This is a genomic window from Hungatella sp. L36 (genome assembly GCF_014288035.1).
Genome location: NZ_JACOPC010000002.1, coordinates 463,132 through 476,148 on the forward strand (window position 1 = coordinate 463,132; position 13,017 = coordinate 476,148).

Annotated in this window: 10 protein-coding genes; 7 read left to right on the forward strand and 3 right to left on the reverse strand. The window is 50.0% G+C overall.

What is annotated here, in order from left to right; genetic code table 11:
• Positions 1-1,659: an ABC transporter ATP-binding protein gene (locus tag H8S80_RS07750; protein WP_117631622.1), complete on the forward strand. Its 1,659-nt coding sequence runs from the start codon at positions 1-3 to the stop codon at positions 1,657-1,659.
• Positions 1,660-1,753: 94 nt separating this feature from the next.
• Here the strand turns inward: H8S80_RS07750 and H8S80_RS07755 are convergent, their stop codons facing one another.
• The 3 genes from H8S80_RS07755 to H8S80_RS07765 all read right to left on the reverse strand — a co-directional run bounded on the left by H8S80_RS07755 (position 1,754) and on the right by H8S80_RS07765 (position 6,135).
• On the reverse strand, positions 1,754-3,373 hold the full coding sequence (locus H8S80_RS07755; RefSeq protein ID WP_182464691.1) for a response regulator: 1,620 nt from the start codon (positions 3,371-3,373) through the stop codon (positions 1,754-1,756).
• 25 nt (positions 3,374-3,398) lie between these two features.
• Complete coding sequence (locus H8S80_RS07760; RefSeq protein WP_117631629.1) at positions 3,399-5,348, reverse strand: sensor histidine kinase; 1,950 nt, start codon at positions 5,346-5,348, stop codon at positions 3,399-3,401.
• A gap of 97 nt (positions 5,349-5,445) precedes the next feature.
• Positions 5,446-6,135 carry a DUF6652 family protein gene (locus H8S80_RS07765; RefSeq protein ID WP_117631631.1) on the reverse strand — a complete coding sequence of 230 codons (690 nt, stop codon included), beginning with the start codon at positions 6,133-6,135 and terminating at the stop codon, positions 5,446-5,448.
• A gap of 443 nt (positions 6,136-6,578) precedes the next feature.
• Here H8S80_RS07765 and H8S80_RS07770 point away from each other — a divergent pair, with 443 nt between their 5' ends.
• The 6 genes from H8S80_RS07770 to H8S80_RS07795 all read left to right on the forward strand — a co-directional run bounded on the left by H8S80_RS07770 (position 6,579) and on the right by H8S80_RS07795 (position 13,015).
• Complete coding sequence (locus H8S80_RS07770) at positions 6,579-7,871, forward strand: ABC transporter substrate-binding protein (RefSeq protein WP_117631632.1); 1,293 nt, start codon at positions 6,579-6,581, stop codon at positions 7,869-7,871.
• 14 nt (positions 7,872-7,885) lie between these two features.
• Positions 7,886-8,629 carry a cupin domain-containing protein gene (locus tag H8S80_RS07775; RefSeq protein WP_002604213.1) on the forward strand — a complete coding sequence of 248 codons (744 nt, stop codon included), beginning with the start codon at positions 7,886-7,888 and terminating at the stop codon, positions 8,627-8,629.
• Positions 8,630-8,653: 24 nt separating this feature from the next.
• Positions 8,654-10,018, forward strand: a complete 1,365-nt coding sequence (locus H8S80_RS07780) for an ABC transporter substrate-binding protein (RefSeq protein ID WP_187049043.1) — start codon at positions 8,654-8,656, stop codon at positions 10,016-10,018.
• A gap of 84 nt (positions 10,019-10,102) precedes the next feature.
• Positions 10,103-11,224 (forward strand): glycoside hydrolase family 88/105 protein, encoded by a 1,122-nt coding sequence (locus H8S80_RS07785; protein WP_117631634.1) that lies wholly within the window; start codon positions 10,103-10,105, stop codon positions 11,222-11,224.
• A 13-nt stretch (positions 11,225-11,237) separates the two neighbouring features.
• Positions 11,238-12,152, forward strand: coding sequence for a carbohydrate ABC transporter permease (locus H8S80_RS07790; RefSeq protein WP_002604210.1), 915 nt, complete (start codon positions 11,238-11,240; stop codon positions 12,150-12,152).
• Positions 12,153-12,166: 14 nt separating this feature from the next.
• Positions 12,167-13,015 (forward strand): carbohydrate ABC transporter permease, encoded by an 849-nt coding sequence (locus H8S80_RS07795; RefSeq protein WP_002604209.1) that lies wholly within the window; start codon positions 12,167-12,169, stop codon positions 13,013-13,015.
• Positions 13,016-13,017 lie beyond the last annotated feature (2 nt).

Here is a 13,017-nt window from a genome sequence, read left to right on the forward strand (position 1 = left end):
ATGCCAGAAATAAAATTGACAAATGTGACAAAGAGATGGGGGAAGTTCTACGCAGTAGACAACTTGAACCTCGATATAGAAGATAATTCTTTCATCACCCTGCTAGGCCCCTCCGGCTGCGGAAAGACGACAACCCTTCGTATGATCGCAGGTTTGGAGACACCTACCAGCGGCCGGATCTCCATCGGCGACCGGGTGGTATTTGACAGTGAGGCAGGCATCAATGTGCCGGCCAACAAACGAAAAGTGGGATTCTTATTCCAAAACTACGCGCTGTGGCCCAATATGACCGTCTATCAGAACATCTCCTTTGGGCTCAGCAACATCAAGGAGGAACTGCCGCAGATTGATTTCGAGGCAAAGACCACCAATGATTTGATCCAGGCCCTAAAGAGCGGAAAACGAATCGGTGAACTGGTGGAAGAGTGCCGTGACAAAAAAGGCAAGCTGGATATGGATAAGGTCTATTTAAAGCTGATCGACGCCTACACACTGTCGATCTACACAGCAAAGACACTGTTCGGCTTCAATATTCAGGAAAGCTCTGATCCGGACGGCGCTGCGAAGGCAAAGGCCGCAGAGCTTCAGGCAAAGCTGGATTCCCTCCGTGCTTCCTATAAGGGCAAGGGCCAGGAATTAAACAATGACTTCGCCGTGGTAAGCGGCGGAAAAGTGCTGACAGAAAACAGAAAGCTCCATAAAGAAGAGGTGGAGCAGGCGGTGAGACGTGTCTCCCGCATCGTCAAGATCGGACCGTTCATGAACCGTTACCCGGCAGAGCTATCCGGCGGGCAGCAGCAGCGAGTCGCCATTGCCAGAACCCTGGCGCCTGAACCTTCGGTGCTCTTCATGGATGAGCCGCTGTCGAACTTAGACGCCAAGCTGCGTCTGGAGATGCGTTATGAGCTTCAGCGTCTGCATGTGGAGACGGGCAGTACCTTCGTCTATGTTACCCATGATCAGATGGAGGCCATGACACTGGCTACAAAGATCTGCCTCATCAACAACGGCGTACTCCAGCAGTATGAGGCGCCCTTAGACGTTTACAACCGTCCGCACAATCTCTTTGTGGCAGACTTCGTCGGCAATCCTTCCATCAACTTCATGGAGGCAAAGGGCAGACAGAGATCGGATGGTTCCATGGAGCTGACCGTCCTGGACGGTGAAAAAGCCGTATTCCTGCCGGAAAAACCGCTTTCCATGGATCGCTGGTTTATGGAACGGAACCAGGCTGATGAGGAGGCCGAGAAGAAAAAACAGGAAGTCTTAAAAGACAAGAAGGCCGTGGAAAAAGGAAATAAAGATGAGACCTTTAAATACCATATTGCGAAGGTAGACGAAAGCGATTACGCGGTGGAAGACGATCCCGTGATCACAGACGAGGACTTTGTCATCGGTGTCAGACCGGAATGCCTGAAACTGAGTCCCGCCGGCCAGGGAAGCTTAGAGGCCACCGTCTACGGCGCCATGCCTACCGGTATGGAGTCCACCGTTAAACTGCGCGTCGGCGATTTCCTGCTGACCGGAGTAATCTTCGGAGGCGTTACCTATCAGATCGGAGAGAAGACGGGTGTGGATATTGAAGGAAATGATATTCTGCTGTTTGACCGCAAGTCCGGAAAATGTGTGACTGCGGGAAAGATTGAGTTTATCAGATAAGGACAGATAATGGGTATAGAAAAGGTGCAGCCGCACCAGGCATATGAATTGCCTGATGCGGCTGCACCTTTTACTTTACCGGCAAATACAGATTTTACTCACCGAGCTGTTCCTGATAGCGCGCCCTGTAGTCGTTGGGCGTCATCCCTGTGGACTTCTTAAACTGGCGTGAAAAGTATTTTTCATCTTCGAAACCGACCTCGTGGGCGATCTGGCGGATTTTTATCATGGGATCCTTCAGCATCTGCCTGGCCTGGTTGATTCTAAGATCATTCAAATACGTGATCATGGTCACGTGGAATGTCTGCTTGAATTTCCGGCAAAGGTATTCCTGGTTGACGAAAAAGGTCTGGGCGCACGCTGCCTGGCTGAAAGGCTGGTTATAATTCAATTCGATATAGTGTGCGACCTGATAGATCATATCGGCCTCAGGAGAGTGAATGGACTTCAGCTCCCCATAGAGAAACAGGATATCCGCCCGCATTCGGCGGCGGAAGCGTTCGAAGGATATCCGCATCGATCCGTCCATGATGTCGCGGAAGTTTAAGACCACATACTCCGTCTGATGGCGGAATCCTTTGTGACGGTTTTCGAACAGTTCGGCCCAAGAGGCAAACAGACGGTTTTCATCCTGAACCGCTTCCAGCACAATGGCAAGAAGCGGAGCATCTTCCGGAATGCGGCTGCGAATCCAGAGAGAGATACTGTCGTCAATCAGCTGCTCATTCCCTGTCAGCAGAGCGGAAAGCAGCATTCGGTCATCCACTTCCTTCTGTTTTTCGGTCAAACCATGGAACGGCCTGTGGAAACCGGGTTCCAGACTGCAGAGAACAGGAGAGAGGCTCGCCATATTGCAGGCTCCAAAGGCGGCTCTTGCCTTCTGGTACGTCTCCATAATTCCTCCGGGAAAAATACCGGCTGCCACCCCCATGCAGACCGGAAACGGCAGTGACTGCCGCACAGACTGCAAAAAATTCTTTAATTGCTCCTGAAAGGCCGGACTGTAATCGGTGAGAAAAACAGCGATCTCATAACGGCTGTCCGCAGGCAGCAGAAAGCCCGCACCAGAATCGGCAAGAAAGCAGGCGAGCGCGTCTCTGTAGCGGTGAAAGGGCTCGTTCCAGGAAGCTTCTTCCCCGGATATAAATGGTTCCAGATTGCAGTAGGTAAATCCGCAGGCGGTAAGCTCGGAAAGCTCGGGAGACAGCTCCATCAGTTTTCTGCAGGCCTGCTCCGGATGGTCGCCGTGAATCAGACGCGACAGCAGATTCTCACGGCACAGGGTGGCCATGGAATCGATCTGGTCCTTGTGGATTTGAGCCGTATGGTATAAATCGTGCTCCTGATTCCAGGCGTCAGCCGCCTTCTTTACGGCCTCGATCAGCTGATCCTGATCCAGTGGCTTTAAAAGATAATCCACACCTCCATGCTGGAGAGAGCTTCTCACATAATCGAAGTTATTATAGCCGGAAATAACGATGACCTTGATATGCTTCAGGGAACCCGCAATATATTTCATCAGGTCGATTCCGCTTAAATCCTGCATGACAATGTCGGTGATTAAGATCTCCGGCTGTTCCGCCTCAATGATGCGGATCGCATCCTGGGGCGTGAGCGCCTCGTAAGTTTCCGTAATTCCAAGTTCCTGCCACGGCACCAGGAGTTTTACGGCCCTGATGACATGGGCTTCATCATCTACAATTAAGACTTTCATGATTTTCTCCATTCTTCTGTGATATTCAGTGATGCTCCAGCATCCGGTAATCTGCCTGGATATGGATCACCGTCCCGCTTTTTCCATCAGAACTGATCTCCATGGAGCACTGGTTCTTGTAATTTAACAGGAGGCGCTGGTAGACGTTGCGCATGCCGATATTGTTTGACACGTATCGGTTTTCCCGGTCTGTCTCCAGCTGCTGTTCACTTTGAATATCAGCGGTTCTGGAAACGGGACGTTCTTCGGAAAAACGGTTGAGCGCATCGACAAAGGTTTCCGCATCGGATGAGGAGGCAGCTGCCTTTACCTGCTGAAGCGAGTGCGTGAGCTCCTCCAGTCTTTCAGCAGAAATGCCGGTTCCGGTATCTTTGACGAACAAATGGAGGTAATTGCCTTCCACAAAAGCGCGTATGGTCAGGCGGCTGTTGTCAAGCTTCAGAAGATTACCGTGCCGGATCGAGTTTTCAACCAGCGGCTGCAGCGTCATCTTCGGAATCAGCATGGCGCCTGCCTCATCGGATATGTCAAATTCTGTCTCCAGCGTGTTGGGAAAACGCAGCTTTTGCAGCTTTAGATACAGCTCGATGTAATGGAGCGCATCGTTTATGGGCACGAGATTGTGAGCGGTGTCCATGGAGTAGTGCATCATCTGTCCCAGGGCCGTGATGGACTGGTACAGAGGCAGATTGCCGCCCTCCAGGGCATTGGTCGCCAGGCACTGGAGCGTATTGTGGATAAAGTGAGGATTGATCTGGGCCTGAAGGGCCTTTAATTCACTTGTCCGGTTTGCCAGCTCCAGCTGGTACTGGTGAATGATAAAGTTTTTGATGGAGTACATCATCTTGCGGATCGTGATGAGCAGAGAGCCAATCTCGTCATTTTTCGTGTATGTGATGTAGGACGACATATTGGCATCCAGATCACCGGCGCTGACGGCTTCCGCATAGGCTGTCACCTTTCGGATCGGCGCAGTAAAACGTATGACGGTTATAACGATCAGAAGAATCTCCGCCAGAGTCACGATGATAAAGGAGTAAAGCATCATGTGGAAGAAGCGGCTTGCCTTTTCATAGACAAAGGCTTTCGGAGATATCTTGATTAAATACCAGTCCACCGGATCCTCCAGAATGCGGCTGCAAATGACGATGTCCTCGGAATCCGTGTCGAGAACCAGCGGGACGCCAGGCTCCAGGGAAGAGGAGAGGATATCCTGAATAACCGGATTGCGGGTCTGCGTGGCGATCTCTGCGGGAGTGCTGCTGTAGACATAGCTGCCATTTCCATCCACCAGGCAGAGGTACTCCTTTTCCTTGAACAGGGGAGAGCAGATGGAATCCAGAACCGATATGGGAATGTCGATGGTAATCTCTCCCAGGGAATCGGTGACGGAAGGAATCTGATAAATGGGCATATGCAGAGAAAAAACCAGGGAAAATTCCCGCCCCGACAGCTCCTGAAAATTATAGTTGGACTGCATGTGGGCTGACGTCACATAGGAGTGGTACGGTTCGCATGGGAAACGCCGTTCCTGGCTTAAATAGATATGGTCCTTTTCATACCGCTGCATATCGGACTGGAGCAGCAGGGACTTTTTTAAATTAAATGCGGAAAGCTGGATCTGTGAGGCATCCGGCACACTGGAATAAAGGGTCTGAAGGAAATCGAAGATGCGGGACTCCGTCTGAAGCAGGCGGTAGCTGGATACAGACTGTTCCTTTTCCGACAGGATGTCCATGACCTCAGAGTTAAAATAGAGGCCGCGCGCCGTATAATCCACCAGCTTCACGTAATCGGAAATACTGTTCCCGGTGGCGCGCATCGTATCGGTCGTCTGAGAGACGAACTCCTCGTCCAGTGACGTTTTGATATACTCATAGGAAAAAAACCAGTATACCAGAAACGGAACGAGAATGCAGATAAAGAGCAGTGATAATAATTTGATTCGGATACTGACAAAACGCTGACTGTTCATACTTACTTCCCCCAAAACACATAAATGGCATCATTCTGCCATAACAGTAAATTCGCAAAGGACCTGACCGGGTGCTGCTTCACGGTGACTAATCTTTTTATGCGAAAATACGGCAGATGGACCAGACAGCTCCTGCGACCAGCAGCACATACAGAGCGCAGATGACTGCCGCACTTCGTTTTCCGCGTCCCCATTTTTTAACGGAAAGATAAGCGGCATCCAGTACATCCGCCATGAAAACAAACTGCAGGAATCCATGAAAAATGGCTTTCCCCATACTCATGCCGCGCTGAACTCTGGTGAAGCGGATTACCTGGATTCCCCAGAAGGCGCCGGGGATCATGGCCAGCCAGGTAAAAAAGGAAGCCGCGATCAAAGCCGCAAATAGCCAGGGCAGCAGAAAGGGCAGTGCAAAAATAATCGTTCCCTGACTTGCGATCATTGCAATCAGACCGGTGGAAAACATCAGCAGCGCTATGGTACAGAAGTTGATGACAAAAAAGACAACCAGACCGTATTTATGTATGAGCATCCCATTGACGCACTCAGAAACACTGCCCGCTTTAAAACTGCGAAATGACTGAATCATATTGAAAATTCCCAAAACCGTTACACCTGTCCAGTATACAAAACCCAAGGGAATATACGCAGACAACAGATGACTGGCTGAATCCGCATTCTCCGCCACGGCGGCTGTTTCGCCGAACAGTGTGAAGTAGAGGGCGCTGAGTGGAAGGCACAGCGTAAGCAGTATTACATAGGAAATTTGCAGCTTATATTTTTTCATAGAACGCACCGGGGCTTATCGACGCAGCTATGGAAGGGACTGTTCCTCCGTTTCCCCTGTATCTGCCCTTTTCCTTTCCTTTACCTATATCTTTATAGAAACAATAATAAATAATTATACCATAAACAGAAAACACGCGAAAGACCTTATTATTTTCCGAGAAAGAAGATCACGCCGCATTTTTCCGTGTACATTTCCTTTTACTCAGCGTTTTACAAAACATACCCGCTTAAAATGGCATGAAGTCAAAATAGTCCTCCTATCATATCAAAAACATGAGTGTAAAAAGAAGTCACGTTCTATTACAATGAAGGCACAACAAAGAAAGAGAGAGAAAATCCTGGAAACAGAGTGATGGTTATTTTTAGTTTCCGCCCCTGTAACTGTCATGGTATACTATAAAAAATACTGTGACAACAACACATCAGGGGGAGTGTTTTACGATGAAGAGAAGGGTTAGAATCGGTTTAATAACAGCAGGTATTGTGCTGGCTGCAGCGGGATGCAAAAGTCAAATCACAGAAACCGGCGCGGCAGAAGCAGCCGCAGAACCAGGAATTGTACTTACCGTAAGCATGCCGTCTTCCGAATGGAGCGGATATGTGAAGGAACTGTCGGATCTGTACAGAAAGGAGCACCCGGAGATCGGGAGCATCGAATGGAATCTGGTGGACCGGAGTATGTATTCCGATTTGCTGCGGGTCAGCCTGGCGTCTCAGAAGCTTCCAGATATTATCTGCGTCGGCTTCGAGGGTTCCATGGAAGAGTGGAAGGACCATCTGCTTCCGCTGGAAGATCAAAACGTACTGCAGAAGCTTCCGATGCCGTACCGCACCATGGGAAGTCTGGAGGGAACGGTATACTCGGTACCGCTCCAGATTCAGGGGATCGGTATCGCCTATAACCAGAAGCTTTTAAGGGCAGCCGGCTGGGAGCGTTTTCCTGAAACGAAATCCGAATTCGAACAGTTATGTTTGGATCTGGAGGAACAGGACATAAAGCCCATGATGAACCACTATAAAGAAACGCTGCTTACCATGGCGGGCAATTTATTCATGCTTCCTGCGATGGCGGAGGACAATCCCACCGCGTATATGGAATCTCTGTTAGAGGAAGACCGTCAGCAGGAGTATGAAGAGAACTGGCAGGCGCTGGCGGACTATTTTGATCTGACCCTGCGTTTCGGAAACCGGGATTCCTTAACAACCGGAGCCCCGACCGCAAGAGATTACTTCTTCATTGAAAAATACGCAATGCTGAATGACGAGGGCAGCTGGCTCGCGCCGGTTCTGGCAAAGTCCAAACCGGCTCTGGAACGGGATATCTCCATCGGAGCGATTCCCCTCTACGAGGAAGCGGAGAGAAATAAGCTGATCGTGGAAGTCCAGGCACTGTCTGTGGTGAAAAGCAGCCGGCATCCGAAGGAAGCCGAGGAATTCTTATACTGGCTCGCCACTTCAACAGAGGCGTCCCGGTATTTAAGAGAGACGATGGGCTGCCTTCCGGTCATGGCCATGAACGACGAAAGCCTGGAGGGGCTGTCCCCTCTGGCGGCCGAAGTAAAGGAAAGCATCAAGAAAGGCGGGACCGCGCTCGACGTGGTAAACTGTCTTCCCGGGGAACTGAAAAAAAAGAGTGCTGAACTCTGGGGCTTTTATCTGACCGGCGATTTGAGCCGGGAGGAGGTTTTAAAGGATTATCAATCTCTCTGGAAAGATTATATGAAACATAATTAGGGAGGTTATTTAAGATGTCAGTGATTCATTACCAGAAAAAAGAAGACATGAAATTTGAGACAGCAGGAGACGGAATTTTAAGAGCGGAGATGCTTCCGGGGATGGTAGACGGCGTACATACCTACAAATGCAAAGTGGCAGCCGGTACCGTAGTTACGCTGGAAACCTTTGGCGATCAGACACAGATTTACTACTTTACCAGGGGCGAAGGCTATGTGGCCACACCGAAGAAGGCATTTAATATCGAAGAACCTTCTCTGTTTATCCCAAACATGGACAAAGAAGCGAATATCTTACACGCCGCAACAGACATGGAATTTTTACAGCTGACTTCTGTCATGCTTCCGGAGGATTACGAGCAGTTTGATCACTGGCACATTGCGCTGCCGAGATTCTGTCCATTAAGCGGCTGTATCGAATATATCGAGGGCTTCCGTCCGGAAGGCATCAAGGCGCTTTCCATTCTGGATACCCATTTCCTCACCCGCATGACCATGGGCGCTATCATCGGTAAGGGACCGAACAAGGCGGCTCCTCACAGCCATGATAACCTATATCAGTGGTATTACGGAATGCCGGGAACGAAGTTCATCTACCGCGCGGCGGATGAGGAAATCGAGCTTCATGAGGGAGACTGGGCGTTTATACCGACCGATATTGAGCATGCCATCGAAATCGAAGAGGATGAAAATGTAAACTACGTCTGGTTTGAAATTGAGCTGACGAAAGCCGAGCTGGAAGCAAAAAAAGCGCGGTAACCGATAAAAGGAGAGGGAATGATCATGATGAAAAAAATGACAGCTGCGGTTTTAGCCGCAGCAATGGCAGCATCACTTACGGCATGCGGGGGCAATGCCGCGAAAGAGACGACACAGACTACGGCACAGACGTCGCAGGAGGCGGCCACCGTTGCGGGAGGCGCATCCACGACGGACGGAAAAGAACCTGTTACCCTGCGTTTTTCCTGGTGGGGCGGGGAGACGAGACATAAGGCGACCATGGCGGCCGTTGAGGCATTTGAACAGGAATATCCCTGGGTAACCGTAGAATGTGAATACTCCTCCTGGGATGGCTGGACCGATAAGGTAGCTACCCAGCTGGCAGGCGGAACGGCTCCGGATCTGATGCAGGTCAACTGGAACTGGCTTTACCAGTTTTCATCTGACGGCTCCAAATTCGCAGATTTAAATCAGTTTAAAGACATTGTTTCCCTGGATAACTGGTCGGAGACCAACCTGGCGGCCATGACCGTCGGCGGAAAGCTTCAGGGCGTACCGGTTTCCATCACGGGAAAGCTTCCGATGTACAACAAGACTACCTTTGACAAGGCCGGCGTGGCCATTCCCACCTCATTTGAAGAGCTTCGCGCCGCAGGAAAGGCGTTTCAGGAAAAACTCGGCGATGATTACTATCCGCTGGCTGAGGAAGGCTACGAGAGAATGATCTGGATGGTAATGTACCTTCAGGAGAAGTACGGAAAAGAATGGATTAAGGATTTATCCGTCAATTACACGGTGGAAGAAGCGACAGAGGGCATGGAATGGATCAATTCTCTGGAAGAAGACCACGTATTCCCAAAGATTTCCACGATCGCCGGAGACGGTGCGGAAAACTTCTTATCCAACAAGAAGTGGATGGACGGCCACTATGCCGGACTGACCGAATACGACTCCAACGTCCAGGAAATCGCCGATTCCTTAGATGAAGGCCAGGAACTGGTACTTGGAGACTACCCGACCGATCTGGGGTCCAATCCAGCCGGCATGAGCAAGGTTTCCCAGGGCTTCGCCATCACAGAGACCTCCGAACATAAGGAAGAGGCCGCCTTACTTCTGGAATACATCACTTCCAATGAAAACGGCGTAAAATTAATGGGAACCGAGCGCGGCACCGTGTGCAACACGGCGGCAAAGAAGATTCTGGAGGATGCGGATATCTTAGGCGGACAAACTCTGGAAGGCAACCAGAAGGTGCTTGCGTTCTGTCACTATACCTTTGATCCGAACTTCGAAAACTCTGCGTTAAAGGAACGTACCGGCGCTTATTACGAAGTATTTGACAACTTAAGCGCGGGAGCAGATCCGGCGGAGATGGCCCAGTACCTAATCGATTCCATCAATGACGTAAATGCGGCTAACCCATACTAATAAGAGTGATCGGATATAACAGAAAGGGGCGCTGCCGGGGCGGCGTTCCTTTTTGTATTCAACGAAAAAAGGAGAAGTCATTTTATGAATCTGATGCCATTTTTTAAAGAATACATGAAAAATTACGAGGGGCTTGACGATTATCTGGTGAAAATCGACGGCCAGTCCATGTATGAATGGAACTATGAGGACGGCTGCTTATTTGTCGGCGCCTCCCGTCTTTACGAGCTGACGGGAGACCGTGAGTATCTGGATTTTATCGTTAAGATGGTGAGTCCCTACATTGAAGAGGACGGAACCATAAAGAGCTATCACCGTGAAGAATACAATCTGGATTTTATCAATGCAGGGAAAATCTTCTACTTTCTCTATGATGAGACGGGAGAGGAGCGGTACAGGAAGGCGTGCGATACCCTGATGACCCAGCTGATCTACCAGCCCCGCCTGACTACAGGAAACTTCTGGCATAAGCTGATCTATCCCTTCCAGGTCTGGCTGGACGGCCTTTATATGGGACAGCCGTTTTATATGGAATATGAAAACCGTTTTAACGAGAGGAAGAATTACAGCGATATCATGAATCAGTTTAACCAGGCAAGGAAGCTTCTGTTCGATGAGAAGACCGGCCTGTATTACCACGCTTACGACGAGTACAAGGACAGAAAATGGGCCGATCCCGTAACAGGGCTTTCCCCGAACTTCTGGCTCCGCTCCATCGGCTGGTATCTAATGGCTCTCGTTGACTGCTGCGAGCTGGCCTCCGAGGAGATCTATGAGGTAAAAGCCAGGTTTGGCGAGCTTTTAAGAGAAGCGGTTCACGGAATCTTAACGTATCAGGATCAGGAGAGCCGGCTTTTCTACCAGCTTCCTGCACTTCCGGAGCAGGAGGGGAATTACCTGGAAACCTCCGGATCACTCATGGTGGCTTACGCGGTCTTAAAAGGCTGCCGCCTGGGGGTGCTTCTGGAAGAAAAGTATGCCGCAAGGGGAAGAGAAATCTATAATGCTGTTCTGGAGCAGAAAATATACCAGGCAGACGACGGCGCATACCATTTATCCGGCACATGCGCAGTGGCAGGCCTTGGACCGCGCACGGAGCGGGATGGAAGCATCGCCTACTACTTGTCTGAACCGGTAGTCGATGATGATGTAAAGGCCATGGGGGTACTTATGATGGTAACGGCCGAACTGATGAAAATGGAATGATAGGAGTGAGAGTATGGAAGCACAGCCCGCAAAGACACGAAACTGGAAGAATTTTTACCGCAAATACAGGGGATTTTTTTACATCCTGCCGTGGATCATCGGATTCATGATCTTTAAGTTTTATCCATTTATCATGTCCCTGTTTTACAGCTTTACTAACTACAGCTTATTTAAGCCGGGAACGGAATTCGTCGGTCTCGACAACTACTTAAGTATATTTCATACGAAGAAATACATAAAGGCATTTAAGGTTACGTTTCAATATGCGTTTCTTACGGTGCCGCTGAAACTGGCATTTTCCCTGTTCATCGCATATATCTTGAATTTTAAGCTGAAATTCGTCAAAATGTTCCGGACCATCTACTATATCCCTTCTATCCTGGGAGGTTCCGTGGCGATCGCAGTCGTGTGGAAATTCATTTTCCAGGGAGACGGTTTGATTAACCAGTTTATCCAGATGTTTGGCGGTGAAAAGATTAATTTCCTCGGCAGCACGCACTATGCGCTCTTCGTCATCTGTCTGCTTCGTGTATGGCAGTTCGGTTCCGCCATGGTGATCTTTCTCGCCGCGTTAAAGGGCGTTCCGCAGGAGCTTTACGAGGCCGCCTCCATCGACGGAGCCGGCAAATGGAGACAGTTTTTCTCCGTCACAGTACCGCTTATTACGCCGGTTATTTTCTATAACCTGATCACACAGCTCTGTGAGGCATTCCAGGAGTTCAACAGCGCATTTATCATCACGAAGGGCGGACCGCTGGGATCGACGACGCTGATCTCCCTGTTGATTTACCAGAATGCATTCCGTACGTATGAGATGGGGCTTGCCAGTGCAATGGCGTGGCTGCTGTTTATCATCATCTGTACTCTGACCGTGGCCTCCTTTGCCAGCCAGAAGTACTGGGTGTATTACTCGGATGATGAGAGATAAGGGGGACGATTGAGATGAGTAAGAAAACAAGAGAACAGGTCAGTACCGTGGTTCGCTATACCGTTCTGATCCTGGTAGGCTTCGTCATGTTTTACCCTATGCTCTGGATGGTGGGCGCATCGTTTAAGGCGAGCAACAACGAGATTTATTCAACCATCAGCTTTCTTCCGAAGAGTCCGTCGTTTCAGGCTTACATTGACGGTTGGACCGCGACAGGCAATCCATACAGCCTTTATCTGATCAATACCTTTAAGATTGTCATACCGAAGGTGGTCGGAGCGGTGGTGGCCAGCGTCGTTACGGCGTACGGATTTTCCCGTTTCGAGTTTCCGGGAAAGACTTTCTGGTTCTCCATCCTGCTGGCGACGCTGTTTCTGCCGCAGGTAGTGCTTAACATACCCCAGTTCCTCTTATTCCGGACATGGGGATGGACGAATTCCTATCTGCCGCTGGTGGTTCCGGCCTTCTTCGGAGCCGAGCCGTACTTCATCTTCATGCTGGTTCAGTTCATGCGGTCTGTATCGCGGGAGCTGGAGGAAGCGGCGGAGATCGACGGCTGCAATTCCTTCGAACGGCTGGTCTACATCGTGGTGCCTATGGTAAAGCCAACCATCGTTTCGGTGGCGCTGTTCCAGTTCATGTGGGCGTTTAACGACTTCCAGGGACCGTTAATCTATATCGACAGTGTAAAGAAGTATCCGACTTCCCTGGGGCTCCGTCTCTTGACGGATGCGGAGACAGGCTTTGAGTGGAATAAGGTTCTGGCGTTGTCAGTCATCACCCTGCTTCCGTCTCTGATCGTATTCTTCCTGGCACAGGATCAGTTCGTGGACGGCATTGCGGCAGGCGGTGTAAAGGGGTAAGA

What these genes read in the sequence shown, in the direction of transcription:
- H8S80_RS07750 (WP_117631622.1), top strand. Translation starts at nt 1, where the DNA reads ATGCCAGAAATAAAATTGACAAATGTGACAAAGAGATGGGGGAAGTTC.
- H8S80_RS07755 (WP_182464691.1), bottom strand. Translation starts at nt 3,373, where the DNA reads ATGAAAGTCTTAATTGTAGATGATGAAGCCCATGTCATCAGGGCCGTA.
- H8S80_RS07760 (WP_117631629.1), bottom strand. Translation starts at nt 5,348, where the DNA reads ATGAACAGTCAGCGTTTTGTCAGTATCCGAATCAAATTATTATCACTG.
- H8S80_RS07765 (WP_117631631.1), bottom strand. Translation starts at nt 6,135, where the DNA reads ATGAAAAAATATAAGCTGCAAATTTCCTATGTAATACTGCTTACGCTG.
- H8S80_RS07770 (WP_117631632.1), top strand. Translation starts at nt 6,579, where the DNA reads ATGAAGAGAAGGGTTAGAATCGGTTTAATAACAGCAGGTATTGTGCTG.
- H8S80_RS07775 (WP_002604213.1), top strand. Translation starts at nt 7,886, where the DNA reads ATGTCAGTGATTCATTACCAGAAAAAAGAAGACATGAAATTTGAGACA.
- H8S80_RS07780 (WP_187049043.1), top strand. Translation starts at nt 8,654, where the DNA reads ATGATGAAAAAAATGACAGCTGCGGTTTTAGCCGCAGCAATGGCAGCA.
- H8S80_RS07785 (WP_117631634.1), top strand. Translation starts at nt 10,103, where the DNA reads ATGAATCTGATGCCATTTTTTAAAGAATACATGAAAAATTACGAGGGG.
- H8S80_RS07790 (WP_002604210.1), top strand. Translation starts at nt 11,238, where the DNA reads ATGGAAGCACAGCCCGCAAAGACACGAAACTGGAAGAATTTTTACCGC.
- H8S80_RS07795 (WP_002604209.1), top strand. Translation starts at nt 12,167, where the DNA reads ATGAGTAAGAAAACAAGAGAACAGGTCAGTACCGTGGTTCGCTATACC.